Genomic DNA, 13089 nt, shown 5'->3' with positions numbered 1-13089 from the left:
AGGCCGGGGTGTGGCGGCATCGTGGCGCGCTTGCGCGTAAACGGCGCGGCGCTATTCTAGTGCATCCACAAGATTGAACTTGTAACAGCTTGTGACCAAACCGGCTATTTTACCTGCGCCACGCCGCATACGGAGTGCCGGCCAGCGATCTTGCAGCGGTTTTTTATCTGGCCATGCCGGTCAAACACAGTCACGTCCCAGTCGCCGGGGCCCGTGCGCTCCAGCCCCATGAAACCAAACCCGTCGATCCACGTGCTGAAATGTTCGATGGCGACACCGGGCGCGGGCAAAACTTCCGGCGGCAAGACGGGCGGCATTGGGACGGTGTCTTCCAGTGAACCGGAAAAACCCGCAATGAACTGGCTTGGGTGGCCGCTGGAAAAACTCAGTTGTTCCCACAGGTGTTCGTGGCCGGATAAAACGGTTTGCACGTTCTTGGGCAGCAGGCCCGGGTTGAGCGAGCCAAAACTTTGCTGCAAGCCCAGGTCGCCCTTGTGCCATAAATAGCCGCCATCGGGTTTGAGTTCCACGCCCACGCCGAGGATGGGGTGATGCATCAGGGCGAAGTTCCACGTGGCTTGCTGCGACAAGATATCGAGTTTCCGGTACGCGTCGCGGTACCGTTCGAAACCGGGGGCGCCGGGCTTGAAGCCTTTCCACGTGGTGGCGGCCGAGTCGACCACCAGCAGTTGAGCATCGCCGCCCAGCGGCACGGCGTAGGGATCGCTGTAGTCGCCCAGGCTGTCATCGGCGGCGGCGTTGCAGTCGCGGCCAGGCTGCAGCGGGCGCGGATCGAGCAGGCGCCACCAGCCTTGGCCAGCCCGCTGGCAGCTTTCATGGTTGCCACGCAGTACCACCCACGGCGCAGCTTGCAGCAGCGGCGCGGCAGGCTGGAACAGGTCGGCGTGCCATGCATCCCAGCCATAGCCCCACGGGCTGCCCGCGCATCCCGCCTTGCCGTCCGGGCACGCATTTTCGCGGTACAGGTAATCGCCCACGTGCACGACGAGGTCCGGCTTCCACGCGGCGGCCGCAGCTGCCACAGTGGCCAGCGGGAATTGCTGCACGTCGTGACAGTCCTGGAATTCGTTATCTTTCTTTTTCATGCGGCAGCCGGAGTCGCCGATGACGGCAATGCGGCGCGGCGCTGCGCGCGGCACAGGCAATGGCTGGCCATACACGCTGGCCGATGCCGTACCTGCCGGGAGCACGGCTTCGCACGTCAGCATGGGGAAGACCGATGCCTTGCTGTCTTCCGGTTTCGACGCGGTGGGACGCTGCGCCAGCGTGGCGGGCAGCGCGCGCACCGTCATTGCCAGCGCCTTGCCATCGGACGCCAGCGCCGGGCAGTTCGCGGCGCTGGTCACGACGCGGGCTACCGCGGCGCCTTGCTCGCCCATGACGACATATGCCGAGAATTCAGGCGGCGGGCTGGCGGCAGGCGGCGTGGCGCAACCGGCCAGCAAGGCCAGCGCCGCCAATGGCGGCAGTGCGGCAGGCAGGCGGAACGGAATAGGCGAAGGCAAAGGCGGCTCCATATGGGTAATCCGCTAATTTACCATGGCGTACCGTGAGACAATACGTACATGAATCCCGCACCGCCCATCAAAGCCATCCTGTTCGACCTCGACGACACGCTGTGGCCTATCGCCCCCGTGATTGCCCAGGCGGAAGTCACGTTGCACGCGTGGCTGGCCGAACATGCACCGAAGGTCGCACAACAGTTTTCCATCGAGACGTTGCGGGCGCGCCGCATGGCGTTGCTGGCGCAACAGCCTCATTTGCATTTCAACCTGGCGCAATTGCGCCGTATGGGCCTGGAAGCGGCCTTTGCAGAGGCCGGCGAAGACGTTGCCCATATCGATGGCGCCATGCGCCACTTCCTGGCGGCCCGCAATGCTGTGACACCATATGATGACGTGTTGCCGGGCTTGTTGAAGCTAAAAGACCGGTTGATGCTGGGTACGGTCACCAATGGCAACGCAGACCTTGAAGTCGTGGGGATGGCCCACCATTTCAAGGTATCGCTGGCGGCCTGCAATTTCGGTACGGCCAAGCCGGATCCGTCGATCTTCCTGGCGGCGTGTGAAGCGCTCGGTGTTGCGCCTCAGGAAACGGTGTACGTCGGCGATGACTTGAAATTCGACGTGGATGGTGCGCAAAAAGCCGGGCTGCGCGCCGTGTGGATGAACCGCACGGGCAGCACGGCCCATGCCGCCTTGGGGATCGTGCCGGATGCGATTTGCACCACACTGGATGAATTGCTGGCGTGGCTGGAAGCGCAACTGGAACAATGATTGCCCCACGGCCTGTGGCTGCGTGCATAATAGACGCATCAAACCGATGCAGCGTAAGCTTGGAAGTTTAGAAACATGCAACTCGATACCCGTGCCCAAACCCTGCTGAAAGCGCTGGTGGAACGCTATATCGCCGACGGCCAGCCGGTCGGCTCGCGCGCCCTGTCGAAGATTTCAGGGCTGGAATTGTCCCCGGCAACCATCCGCAACATCATGGCCGACCTCGAAGAAATGGGGTACGTGGCCAGTCCGCATACGTCGGCAGGGCGCATTCCCACGCCGCGCGGCTACCGCATCTTTGTCGATACCTTGCTGACGGTGCAGCACATCGATGAAAGTTCCGTCGAAGCGCGCATGCGCCTGCAAAGCCAGCAGCCGCAAAAGCTGATCGCCAATGCTGCGCAAATGCTGTCGTCGCTGTCGCAATTTGCCGGTGTCGTGATGACGCCGCGCCATGAATCCGTGTTCCAGCAAATTGAGTTTTTACGGCTGGGTGAAAAACGCATCTTGCTGGTCATCGTCAGCCCGGGCGGCGACGTGCAAAACCGCTTGCTGTTGACGGACGTGGATTACACGCCGGCCCAGCTGATCCAGTCGGCCAATTACATCAACCAGCATTTCAGCGGCCTGGCGTTTGACGATATCCGTAGCCGCTTGCAGGGTGAGTTGCGCCAGCTGCAAAGCGATATGGGCCGGCTGATGCAGGTTGCCGTCGAAGCGGGCAGCGAAGCCATGGCGGAAAGTGCGGAAGACATGGTGATTGCCGGCGAGCGCAACTTGCTGTCCGTGAGCGACTTGTCGTCGAACATGACGTCGCTGCGCCAGATGTTCGACATGTTCGAGCAAAAGACGGGGCTGATGCAATTGCTGGACGTGTCCAGCAAAGCGTCCGGCGTACAGATTTTCATTGGCGGCGAATCGAACCTGGTGCCGATGGATGAAATGAGCGTGGTGACGGCGCCTTACGAAGCCAATGGCAAGATCGTCGGCACGCTGGGCGTCATTGGGCCGACGCGCATGGCGTATGAACGGGTGATTCCCATTGTCGATATCACGGCCAAGCTGCTGTCGAATGCACTGAGCCACAATTAAAATGTAAAAAGACGTAAAAAAACCGGGCATTGCCCGGTTTTTTTATTGGCCGCCTTGCTTAGTGCGGGCGGTGCGGGCAATCCTTTTTCGTGCAATTGCCGTAAATTGCCAGCGCGTGTTCCGCAATATGGAAACCGCGTTCTTCCGCGATCAAATGCTGGCGCTTTTCGATTTCTTCATCGACGAATTCTTCCACGCGGCCGCAATCGAGGCACACCAGGTGGTCGTGGTGGGTGCCGGCATTCAATTCAAAAATGGCTTTGCCGGACTCGAAATGGTTACGGTGCAGCAGACCGGCTTGCTCGAATTGGGTCAGCACACGGTAGACCGTCGCCAGCCCCACGTCCATATTGTCGGCCAGTAAAATCTTGTAGACATCTTCCGCCGTCAGGTGGCGCACTGGGCTGTTCTGGAAAATATCGAGGATCTTCAGGCGCGGCAGGGTCGCTTTCAGGCCGCTTGCCTTCAGGTCTGCAGGATTGTTACTCATGTTTCTTACTCGGTTGGGGGGCAAAGTGCTTTATCATATAGTGTTTTGGCACTTATGCTCAAATGAATTGAGGTCTTTATGCGCGTCACCCAGGCTTTCCCGCAGTCCCTGTTGCACCGTTTCAAACGCCGTGTACCCGTCGTTACCGGCATGATTTGCGTCGCTTTCGCCATTGGCGGCTGCGCGTCCACGAACAAGCTGGGCGCTGCCGATACGAAGGAAGAATCGACCGTGGTCGCCAGCCAGGGCGCGCAGGTAAGGACCATCAGCCAGCTGCAAAAGTTCATGTGGTTCTTCTCCCCGTACCGCCCGACTATCCAGCAAGGCAACTTCATTTCCGAGGAAATGGTGCAGCAACTCAAAGTCGGCATGACGCGTGACCAGGTGCGCTTTATCCTGGGCACGCCGCTGCTGACGGACATCTTCCACGCCGACCGTTGGGACTACCCGTTCCGTCTGGCGCGTGGCAATGGCGAAGTCATCGAAAGCGCCGTGGTGGTTTACTTCAAGGAAGGCGTCGTGGAGCGCTTCGACGGCGGCAATCTGCCGACGGAGAAGGAATACATTGCCCTGATCGCCAATCCCGCCAAAAGCGCGAAAGAAGTATTGAGGGAACAACGGACGGTATTGCCAGCGCAAGGCGCGCCATTGCCGGCGGGGACGGATACAGCGCCGGCACAGCCGGTGGACGTCACGCCGAAGATCGAAAAGAAATAAGGACATCATGAGTCAGTTGAAAATCGCAATCGCAGGGGCAGGCGGCCGCATGGGCCGCATGCTGATCGAAGCTGTGCAAGCCGCGCCGGACATGGTGCTGGCGGGCGCCCTGGACGTGCCGGGTGCGCCAGGCATCGGCCTTGACGCTGCTGCATTCCTCGGCAAACCTGCCGGCGTCGCCATTGAATCGGACCTGGCTAAAGGCTTGGCTAACGCCCAGTTCCTGATTGATTTCACGCGCCCGGAAGGCACGCTGGAACATTTGAAGTACTGCGCCGAGCACGGCATCAAGGTCATCATCGGCACCACGGGTTTCGATGACGCAGGCAAGGCCGCCATCGCGGCAGCTGCGCAAAAGACCGCCATCATGTTCGCGCCGAACATGAGCGTAGGTGTCAATGTCACGATGAAGTTGCTGGAATTTGCGGCAAAGTTGATGTCCACCGGCTATGACATTGAAATCATTGAAGCGCACCACCGCCATAAGGTCGATGCACCATCCGGCACCGCGCTGAAGATGGGCGAAGTGATTGCCGACGCCATGGGCCGCGACTTGAAAGAGTGCGCTGTCTATGCGCGCGAAGGCGTGACGGGCCCGCGTGACCCATCGTCGATCGGCTTTGCCACCGTGCGCGGCGGCGACATCATTGGCGACCACACGGTCTTGTTTGCCGGTGACGGCGAGCGCATCGAGATCAGCCACAAGTCCAGCAGCCGCGTATCGTATGCGCACGGTTCGCTGCGCGCGGCACGCTTCCTGGCAGACAAGAGCACGGGCCTGTACGACATGTACGACGTGCTGAACCTGAAGTAACAATGGATACGGGCCTGGTCGAAAACCATTTCAGCCTGGCGCGCTACTGGGCGCAGGGCGATGCCCTGAGCCATGCCGTCGCGTATATTTTGCTGGCGATGTCGCTGGTCAGCTGGTACTTCATCCTGTCCAAGGCGCTGATGTCGGTGCGCGTGCGCCGTTCTTCGCGTGCGGTCGACGCCTTCTGGGCTGCCCCCAGCATCGGCGATGGCCTGGCGGCGCTGGCGGCGTCCGATCCGGAACAGATTTATGTCGGGCTGGCGCGCCAGGGCGAAGCGCAAATGGCAGTGGGTACCAAACACACGCTGGCCGGTGAAATGGGGTATGCGGAACAAGTGACGCGCGTGCTGCGCGGCGCCATCCACCGCTCCACCATGAAACTGGAAAGCGGCCTGACCCTGCTGGCATCGATCGGCGCCACGGCGCCATTCGTGGGCTTGCTTGGTACGGTATGGGGCATTTATCACGCGCTGGGCGCCGTGTCGTCCGGCGGCGCCGTGCAAATCGATAAAGTCGCAGGGCCGGTTGGCGAAGCGCTGGTCATGACGGGCATCGGCTTGATGGTGGCGATTCCCGCCGTGCTGGCATTTAATGGCTTCAACCGCATCAACCGTTTGACCTTGTCTGAGCTGGATGCCTTTGCCTACGACTTGCACGCGTACCTGACGACGGGCGACCGCGCCCATCTGAAAGGCTGAACATGTCGTTCGGCGCATTCAATCACCATCGGCAAAAAGAATCGATGTCGGACATTAACGTCACGCCGATGGTGGACGTGATGCTGGTGCTGCTGGTGATTTTCATCCTGGGCGCGCCGGCGTTCACGGGCGCAGTGAAGCTGGATTTGCCGCAGGCGGAAACGCAGGCGGCGCAGCAGCCGGCTGCCTCCGTGACGGTGGCGATAGACGCTGCCGGCAGCCTGTATTGGAACAATGAAGCGGTCACGATGCCGGTGCTGGAGCAGCGCCTCAACGATGCCGCAAAGCTGGCGCCGCAGCCGGAATTACAGCTGCGCGCCGATAAAGACACCCGTTACGAAACGGTCGCCCAGGTGATGGCCGCTGCGCAGGCGCGCGGCCTGGAAAAGATGGGCTTCGTCACCGACCCGAAGGATAAAAAATAATGGCTACCGCAGAATTGAACGGCGCAGCAATCAAGGATTTCGCTACTTTTCACACTGAATGCCGCGCTGCATTCGGCTTCCCCGATTCCTATGGCGACACGATGGATGCATGGGTCGACTGCCTGTCGTACCTGCGCGATGAAGATGGCATGACGAAGTTCCGCTTGAAGCCGAACGAAGTGCTGGAAGTCGTCATCAAGGATGCCGCCGCCATGAAAGCGGCGGCGCCGGACATCCTTGAGGAAATCACGTACTGCATCGGTGGGATCAATGAGCGGTACGAAGATTACGGCGAAAAGCCTGCGTTGAAACTGACTTTACGCTAACTTCACATGGCGCCAGGTACCGCAGGCGCCTGGCGCCAAACCAACGGCGCCAATGGCCTTAGCTGGCTTGCTCCCCCGGCGCCAACGTCAACACATCAAACCCCGTCTCCGTCACTGCCACCATATGTTCCCACTGGGCCGACAGTGACCGGTCCGCCGTCACGACCGTCCAACCGTCCGGCATCTGGCGCGACTGCGGTTTGCCCGCATTGATCATCGGTTCAATCGTAAACAGCATGCCCGGCTGCAGCACCATGCCCGCGCCCGGGCGGCCGTAATGGCGCACTTCCGGTTCTTCGTGGTACACAAGCCCGATGCCGTGGCCGCAATAATCGCGTACGACGGAATAACCGGCTTCCTCGGCCAGCTTTTGGATCGCATAACCGACGTCGCCCAGGGTGGCGCCGGGTTTGACGGCGCGGATGCCGGCCCACATCGACTGGTACGTGGTTTTCACCAAGCGTTCCGCCTGCTTGGACGGCTGCCCCACGTAATACATGCGGCTCGTGTCGCCATGCCAGCCATCCTTGATGACGGCAACGTCGATATTGATGATGTCGCCATCGCGCAAGATGCGCTTCGGCGAAGGAATGCCGTGGCAAATCACTTCATTGACGGACGTGCAGATCGACGCCGGGAAACCTCCATAGCCGACATTGGCTGCCGTGACTTTCAATTCATCGACAATGTATTCGTGGCAGATCTTGTCCAGATACGCGGTGCTGACGCCGCCTTGAACGTGCGGGCCGATCATGGTCAGCACGTCGGCGGCCAGTTTCGCCGCCACGCGCGCTTCTTCAATTTGCGCAGGGGTTTTGATGAGGATGCTGTTGTCTTTCTTCTTACGCATGCACGCCTCCCGCCATGGCGTCTGCCAGCGTGAGGCCGCCTTCGTTGGCGGCGGTGCGCATCAACATTTGGCAAATGTCGCTGTAGCGCAAATCAGGATTGGTTTCGGCCAGCAAGCCGATACGCAGCCAGTGCTCGGCCTGCGCATTGATCGAACGGTTCAGCGCCGTACTCGCAACGCGCAGGTTTTCATGCATCTGGTCGGAGATTTTTACGATGCCCATGGCTATATAAAGTGTATATGTTGTGTATATGAATCGTATATTAACACGGGTCTGAAGATTTGGCTGATAAAGCTGGATGTGCTAATTTGTGGTTGTTTTGCTAATTAGAGGTGCCTATGTGGAAGGTGATGGCATTGCTCTTCATGCTTGCAACGGCCGGTTGTGGTGAGGCATATCGATACTTGAAAAGCGGCGAAGTTAGCTGGGCATTGAAGCACGAGTTGCGCGATAGGAAGGCCGAAAAAATTGAATTGGCTAAGCTGACCAAATTCCAGTGGGATGAGTTTTTTCTGTTTGGGCCGTACGAGTCGAAGGAGGAGGTGTGTGGACATTTGACGCTGAGCGGAGTCGAATGTCAGAACGAGATTAAAGACGAGTCCACTGATGACGCCGAAATGCTGATGGTATTCCGCCTGAAAGGAAAAATTGTGCATACCGAAATGCATATACGGTGGCATGGTGATTTTGAGCCCGACGCAGTGCAGCGATTTACGCCTATCACTGCGGTTTTCCTGGTCTCACCGGAGGGAAAGAGCTGATCAGGCGAGGATTGGTTGAAGTTGACTCCCGACAGAAGTGCGATATAACCAGCCGGTCATGAATCTTAGTTGAACGAACACGGAGTAAGGGACATGCCAGCAGGTGCAGCACATCCAGAGCTGGGTTACGCAGCGTTTGTCGCGATTAAATTTGTTGGATATACCGCCGGCGCCCGTTTTCTCAACGCGTGGTATGGGAAGCGCGTCAATGTGTGGCTGCTGGGCGGCATCCGCACGCTGGTAGGAATGGTGGTGGGGGCTGTCTTTTACGCAACCATGACGGCAATGTCCATTAATCCGCTAGGTGTTTATATCTTCCTGATTCCAGTGCGCATACTGGAGTGGGGCGTGGTCATTGCACCGTTTTACGACTGGACCCTGCGGGATCGGGCCCGGGTGTTGAAATATTCTGCGACAGGAACCGTCCTGTCGTTCGTGCTCGATATTCCGGCGGGAATCGTTGGATTCATTTCCGCCGGCGTGTGGGTCTGTTAGCGCACATCTTCCACTTTGAACAGCGGGTTGTAAATCAGCCCGACCAGATTGCCAAACGGATCGGCCAGTTCCGCCACTTTGATGCCTTCGCCGACATCTTGAATGGCCGCATGCACGGAAGCGCCCAGCCCGACGATGCGCTCGACTTCCGCTTCAATGTTGTCGACGCCCCAGTACGCACAGCAGCCTGCCGTACCGGGCTCGCCGTCCGGCACCAAGCCTAATTCGAATCCGCCGATGGCAAAGCCGACGTAGAACGGCTGGTCGAAATAAGGCGCCGTGCCGAATACTTCCGTGTACCAGGCCTTGGCTTTGGCCAGGTCGCGGACGGGGTATTTCACGGTGCGCAAGCCTTTGATCATGGGTGTCTCCAGTGGTGTGGGTGAATGGAGAAATGATGCCATGGCACAGGCGGGAATGATTGGAAAAATGGAAAGCGGCGAGCAGAGGGGAGGGGCGCCCACGACCTGTCTGGCAAACTGTCTGGAGTAGCTTCTGAAGTTGTCTGCTTTGGTTGGAATTGGCCTGGTGATTAAAAATCCAGACGGGAAAAGTATGAAGCAGATGGAAACAGGCAGCTTTCCAGACAGTTCGCCCGACAGGCCAGGAGAGGGGACTGCCCTTACCGGCCAAAGCTTTCCGGCGTACAGTCCGCAAACTCGCGGAAGTCATTGATTAAGTGCGACTGGTCGAAATAGCCGCAATCCAGCGCCAGTTGCGCCCAATCGACGGTGGCAGGGCTGGGTTGCTTCAGCAGATCGGTAGCGCGGCGGAAGCGCTGGATACGGGCGTACAGTTTGGGCGATAAGCCCACGTGGGTGCGGAATTGCGCCGCCAGGTGCTGGCGCGATACGCCTAGTTGCTCAACCAATGACTCGATGCGCAGTGCGCCGCCGCTGTGGTCGAGCGCCGCCAGCGCAGCGCCGACCAGCGCGCCGGCCGGTGCAATGTATTGCAATCGGGATAATAAATGCTGCTCGATCAGCCGCAGCCGCCCCGCATCGCCGATGCCATCCAGCCACAATTGGTCCGACAAACGCCCGACGTCGCCCAATGCGCGGAATTCCGTTACCGCCACATCCAGGTCCGTCAATTCATGCAGCGGCACGCCAAGAAACAGCCCCGCCGCACCCGGCCGAAAGCGCACCGCCACAGTCCGGACCGGCAAACCCAGCGGCACGTGGATGGCCCGCGTCATCATGCCCACCGCAAATGCCGCCCGCCCGGCATCCTGCCACAGGATATCAATGCAATTGTCCGGCAATACCCGGTGCGAAGCCCCTGCCGGAGCGCCTGCAGACGCGCTGCGCCACAGGCAAGCCACATACGGGCGCAAGGCCGGGGAAGGGGAAAGTTCTTCGTAGTACATCCGCTATATGACGCTACATCGACGCTACATGCTAACAAAGTGCGCGAACCAGTATAATGAAAGGTTCATATTCACCAATATCCACCAATATTCCTACTGGCCGCAACCATCATGCAAGATAAATATAGTCCCGCCGACGTTGAAAAAGCCGCCCAGGCCCACTGGAAAGCCATCGATGCCTACAAGGCAGTCGAAAACGACCCGCGTTTCCCTAAAGGCAAGTATTACGCTTGCTCGATGCTGCCTTACCCTTCGGGCAAGCTGCACATGGGCCACGTGCGCAACTATACGATCAATGACGTGATGTACCGCTACTTGCGGATGAATGGCTACAACGTGCTGATGCCGATGGGCTGGGACGCGTTTGGTATGCCGGCGGAAAACGCGGCAATGGCCAACAACGTGCCGCCCGCGAACTGGACGTACTCCAACATCGCCCACATGCGTTCGCAAATGGAGATGATGGGCCTGGCCATTGACTGGTCGCGTGAAATGACCGCGTGCAAGCCTGAGTACTACAAGTGGAACCAGTGGATGTTCCTGAAGATGCTGGAAAAAGGCATCATCTACAAGAAAACCGGTACCGTGAACTGGGACCCGATCGACCAGACCGTGCTGGCCAACGAACAAGTCGTCGATGGCAAAGGCTGGCGTTCCGGCGCGCTGATTGAAAAGCGCGAAATCCCGATGTACTACGTGCGCATCACGGACTACGCGGATGAATTGCTGGACTACGTGGACAACAAGCTGCCAGGCTGGCCGGAGCGCGTGCGCACCATGCAGACCAACTGGATCGGTAAATCCACCGGCGTGCGCTTTGCGTTCACGCACGATATCCGCGGCGACGACGGCGCGCTGATCCAGGATGGCAAGATGTACGTGTTCACCACGCGTCCTGACACCATCATGGGCGTGACGTTCTGCGCCGTGGCGGCCGAGCATCCGCTGGCTGCGCACGCCGCCAAGGACAAGCCGGAACTGCAAGCATTCATCGCTGAATGCAAGATGGGTTCCGTGATCGAAGCCGACATGGCGACGATGGAAAAGAAAGGCATGCCGACCGGCCTGTTCGTCACGCACCCGCTGACGGGCGAACAAGTGGAAGTTTGGGTGGGCAATTACGTGCTGATGACGTATGGCGACGGCGCCGTGATGGGCGTGCCGGCGCACGACGAGCGCGATTTCGCGTTTGCCAACAAGTACAACCTGCCAATCAAGCAAGTCATCACGACCGCTGACAAACCTGAATACTCGACCGCGAAATGGGAAGAGTGGTATGGCGACAAGGAAGTATCGATTGTCACCAACTCCGGCAAATACGATGGCTTGAATTACGCTGCCGCAGTCGATGCGGTTGCGGCCGACCTTGCGGCGAAGGGCCTGGGCGAAAAGAAAATCACGTTCCGCCTGCGCGACTGGGGTATCTCGCGCCAGCGCTACTGGGGCACGCCGATTCCAATGATCCACTGCGAGTCGTGCGGTTCCGTGCCGGTGCCGGAAAAAGATTTGCCGGTGGTGCTGCCGGAAGATTGCGTACCGGATGGCACGGGCAACCCGCTGAACAAGCATGAAGCTTTCCTGAAGTGCGATTGCCCAAGCTGCGGCAAGCCAGCGCGCCGTGAAACCGACACCATGGATACGTTCGTGGATTCGTCGTGGTATTACATGCGCTATACGTCGCCAGGCGCCGACACGATGGTCGATGCGCGCAACGATTACTGGATGCCGATGGACCAGTATATCGGCGGTATCGAACACGCCGTCATGCACTTGCTGTACGCGCGCTTCTGGACCAAGGTCATGCGCGACTTCGGCCTCGTGAAATTCGATGAGCCATTCGTCAACCTGCTGACGCAGGGCATGGTGCTGAACGAGACGTACTACCGCGAAGATGAAGCAGGCAAGAAAACCTGGTTCAACCCGGCCGACATTGAATTGACGACCGACGACAAAGGCCGTCCGCAAAGCGCCGTGCTGAAGGCCGATGGCCAGCCAGTGCAAATTGGCGGCACGGAGAAAATGTCGAAGTCGAAGAACAATGGTATCGACCCGCAAGCGCAGATCGAACAGTACGGCGCCGACACGGCCCGCCTGTTCACGATGTTTGCATCACCTCCAGAGCAAACGCTGGAATGGTCCGGCTCCGGCGTGGAAGGCGCGAACCGCTTCCTGCGCCGTGTGTGGGCGTTCGGCTATGCACAGAAAGGCGCGATTGCCGCCGCTGGCGCTACGCTGGCTGGAAATGCCGTCACGGACGCGCAGAAAACCCTGCGCCGCGAAGTGCACAAGATCTTGCAGCAAGCCGATTACGACTTGAAGCGCATCCAGTACAACACGGTGGTGTCGGCATGCATGAAGATGCTGAACACGCTGGAGTCGGCCAAGCTCGATGATTCCGCGGAATCGTCCAGCGTGATCTCTGAAGGTTTTGCGGTCTTCCTGCGCTTGCTGAACCCTGTCGCACCGCACATCACGCACGTACTGTGGGAAGAACTGGGCTACGGCAAAGCCGCCGGCGATTTGCTGAACGCGCCATGGCCGCAAGTCGATGCATCCGCGCTGGAACAGTCGGAAATCGACATGATGATCCAGGTGAACGGCAAGCTGCGCGGCTCCGTCAAAGTGCCGAAGAGTGCCGACAAGGCAGCGATCGAAGCTGCGGCGCTGGCGGAAGAAAGCGTGCAAAAGTTCATCGAAGGCACGCCGAAGAAGGTCATCGTGGTGCCGGGCAAGCTGGTTAACATCGTGGTGTAA

General features: G+C 59.2%; 16 protein-coding genes. 10 read left to right on the top strand and 6 right to left on the bottom strand.

Annotation, left to right across the window (positions count from 1 at the left end; all coding sequences use genetic code 11):
* Positions 1-104: 104 nt before the first annotated feature.
* A complete protein-coding gene (locus GM668_RS04140; RefSeq protein WP_229498878.1) occupies positions 105-1526 on the bottom strand; it encodes a metallophosphoesterase family protein in 1422 nt (473 codons plus the stop codon).
* Between the two features lie 60 nt (positions 1527-1586).
* Between GM668_RS04140 and GM668_RS04135 the strand changes: the two genes are divergently transcribed.
* A complete protein-coding gene (locus GM668_RS04135; protein WP_155437609.1) occupies positions 1587-2297 on the top strand; it encodes an HAD family hydrolase in 711 nt (236 codons plus the stop codon).
* Between the two features lie 75 nt (positions 2298-2372).
* Positions 2373-3389, top strand: coding sequence for a heat-inducible transcriptional repressor HrcA (gene hrcA, locus GM668_RS04130; protein ID WP_155437608.1), 1017 nt, complete (start codon positions 2373-2375; stop codon positions 3387-3389).
* A 58-nt stretch (positions 3390-3447) separates the two neighbouring features.
* Here hrcA and fur read toward each other — a convergent pair whose 3' ends face one another.
* The gene (gene fur, locus GM668_RS04125; protein ID WP_155437607.1) at positions 3448-3879 is read right to left on the bottom strand and encodes a ferric iron uptake transcriptional regulator; all 432 of its coding nucleotides are present in this window, start codon (positions 3877-3879) and stop codon (positions 3448-3450) included.
* Between the two features lie 78 nt (positions 3880-3957).
* Between fur and GM668_RS04120 the strand changes: the two genes are divergently transcribed.
* Genes GM668_RS04120 through GM668_RS04100 form a run of 5 tightly spaced genes read left to right on the top strand, consistent with a single transcriptional unit; the run spans position 3958 to position 6859 of the window.
* On the top strand, positions 3958-4596 hold the full coding sequence (locus GM668_RS04120) for an outer membrane protein assembly factor BamE (RefSeq protein WP_155437606.1): 639 nt from the start codon (positions 3958-3960) through the stop codon (positions 4594-4596).
* Between the two features lie 7 nt (positions 4597-4603).
* Positions 4604-5410, top strand: a complete 807-nt coding sequence (gene dapB / locus GM668_RS04115) for a 4-hydroxy-tetrahydrodipicolinate reductase (RefSeq protein ID WP_155437605.1) — start codon at positions 4604-4606, stop codon at positions 5408-5410.
* A 2-nt stretch (positions 5411-5412) separates the two neighbouring features.
* Complete coding sequence (locus GM668_RS04110; protein ID WP_155437604.1) at positions 5413-6108, top strand: MotA/TolQ/ExbB proton channel family protein; 696 nt, start codon at positions 5413-5415, stop codon at positions 6106-6108.
* A 2-nt stretch (positions 6109-6110) separates the two neighbouring features.
* Positions 6111-6533 carry an ExbD/TolR family protein gene (locus tag GM668_RS04105; RefSeq protein ID WP_155437603.1) on the top strand — a complete coding sequence of 141 codons (423 nt, stop codon included), beginning with the start codon at positions 6111-6113 and terminating at the stop codon, positions 6531-6533.
* Positions 6533-6859, top strand: coding sequence for a barstar family protein (locus GM668_RS04100; RefSeq protein WP_155437602.1), 327 nt, complete (start codon positions 6533-6535; stop codon positions 6857-6859). The genes GM668_RS04105 and GM668_RS04100 overlap by 1 nt, the downstream gene beginning before the upstream one ends.
* A gap of 58 nt (positions 6860-6917) precedes the next feature.
* Here GM668_RS04100 and map read toward each other — a convergent pair whose 3' ends face one another.
* Positions 6918-7709: a type I methionyl aminopeptidase gene (map, locus tag GM668_RS04095; RefSeq protein ID WP_155437601.1), complete on the bottom strand. Its 792-nt coding sequence runs from the start codon at positions 7707-7709 to the stop codon at positions 6918-6920.
* Complete coding sequence (locus GM668_RS04090; protein WP_155437600.1) at positions 7702-7932, bottom strand: ParD-like family protein; 231 nt, start codon at positions 7930-7932, stop codon at positions 7702-7704. The genes map and GM668_RS04090 overlap by 8 nt, the downstream gene beginning before the upstream one ends.
* A gap of 116 nt (positions 7933-8048) precedes the next feature.
* Here GM668_RS04090 and GM668_RS04085 point away from each other — a divergent pair, with 116 nt between their 5' ends.
* Both GM668_RS04085 and GM668_RS04080 read left to right on the top strand, forming a co-directional pair.
* A complete protein-coding gene (locus tag GM668_RS04085) occupies positions 8049-8471 on the top strand; it encodes a hypothetical protein (protein ID WP_155437599.1) in 423 nt (140 codons plus the stop codon).
* 93 nt (positions 8472-8564) lie between these two features.
* Positions 8565-8966 carry a hypothetical protein gene (locus GM668_RS04080; protein WP_155437598.1) on the top strand — a complete coding sequence of 134 codons (402 nt, stop codon included), beginning with the start codon at positions 8565-8567 and terminating at the stop codon, positions 8964-8966.
* Here GM668_RS04080 and GM668_RS04075 read toward each other — a convergent pair.
* Both GM668_RS04075 and GM668_RS04070 read right to left on the bottom strand, forming a co-directional pair.
* Positions 8963-9328 carry a VOC family protein gene (locus tag GM668_RS04075; protein ID WP_155437597.1) on the bottom strand — a complete coding sequence of 122 codons (366 nt, stop codon included), beginning with the start codon at positions 9326-9328 and terminating at the stop codon, positions 8963-8965. The genes GM668_RS04080 and GM668_RS04075 overlap by 4 nt on opposite strands.
* Before the next feature lie 260 nt (positions 9329-9588).
* The gene (locus GM668_RS04070; protein ID WP_155437596.1) at positions 9589-10335 is read right to left on the bottom strand and encodes an AraC family transcriptional regulator; all 747 of its coding nucleotides are present in this window, start codon (positions 10333-10335) and stop codon (positions 9589-9591) included.
* A 111-nt stretch (positions 10336-10446) separates the two neighbouring features.
* Here GM668_RS04070 and leuS point away from each other — a divergent pair, with 111 nt between their 5' ends.
* Positions 10447-13089, top strand: coding sequence for a leucine--tRNA ligase (gene leuS / locus GM668_RS04065; RefSeq protein ID WP_155437595.1), 2643 nt, complete (start codon positions 10447-10449; stop codon positions 13087-13089).

This window comes from Pseudoduganella ginsengisoli (assembly GCF_009720865.1).
In the GTDB taxonomy this organism is placed as follows: Bacteria; Pseudomonadota; Gammaproteobacteria; order Burkholderiales; family Burkholderiaceae_D; genus Rugamonas; species Rugamonas ginsengisoli.
Note: the sequence above shows the minus strand (reverse complement) of the source record. Positions and strands in the feature narration are given on the sequence as shown.

Coding starts and splice junctions, on each gene's coding strand:
- GM668_RS04070 (WP_155437596.1), bottom strand. CDS start 10,335: ATGTACTACGAAGAACTTTCCCCTTCCCCGGCCTTGCGCCCGTATGTG.
- GM668_RS04110 (WP_155437604.1), top strand. CDS start 5,413: ATGGATACGGGCCTGGTCGAAAACCATTTCAGCCTGGCGCGCTACTGG.
- map (WP_155437601.1), bottom strand. CDS start 7,709: ATGCGTAAGAAGAAAGACAACAGCATCCTCATCAAAACCCCTGCGCAA.
- dapB (WP_155437605.1), top strand. CDS start 4,604: ATGAGTCAGTTGAAAATCGCAATCGCAGGGGCAGGCGGCCGCATGGGC.
- GM668_RS04080 (WP_155437598.1), top strand. CDS start 8,565: ATGCCAGCAGGTGCAGCACATCCAGAGCTGGGTTACGCAGCGTTTGTC.
- GM668_RS04085 (WP_155437599.1), top strand. CDS start 8,049: ATGTGGAAGGTGATGGCATTGCTCTTCATGCTTGCAACGGCCGGTTGT.
- leuS (WP_155437595.1), top strand. CDS start 10,447: ATGCAAGATAAATATAGTCCCGCCGACGTTGAAAAAGCCGCCCAGGCC.
- GM668_RS04105 (WP_155437603.1), top strand. CDS start 6,111: ATGTCGTTCGGCGCATTCAATCACCATCGGCAAAAAGAATCGATGTCG.
- GM668_RS04120 (WP_155437606.1), top strand. CDS start 3,958: ATGCGCGTCACCCAGGCTTTCCCGCAGTCCCTGTTGCACCGTTTCAAA.
- GM668_RS04100 (WP_155437602.1), top strand. CDS start 6,533: ATGGCTACCGCAGAATTGAACGGCGCAGCAATCAAGGATTTCGCTACT.
- hrcA (WP_155437608.1), top strand. CDS start 2,373: ATGCAACTCGATACCCGTGCCCAAACCCTGCTGAAAGCGCTGGTGGAA.
- GM668_RS04135 (WP_155437609.1), top strand. CDS start 1,587: ATGAATCCCGCACCGCCCATCAAAGCCATCCTGTTCGACCTCGACGAC.
- fur (WP_155437607.1), bottom strand. CDS start 3,879: ATGAGTAACAATCCTGCAGACCTGAAGGCAAGCGGCCTGAAAGCGACC.
- GM668_RS04090 (WP_155437600.1), bottom strand. CDS start 7,932: ATGGGCATCGTAAAAATCTCCGACCAGATGCATGAAAACCTGCGCGTT.
- GM668_RS04075 (WP_155437597.1), bottom strand. CDS start 9,328: ATGATCAAAGGCTTGCGCACCGTGAAATACCCCGTCCGCGACCTGGCC.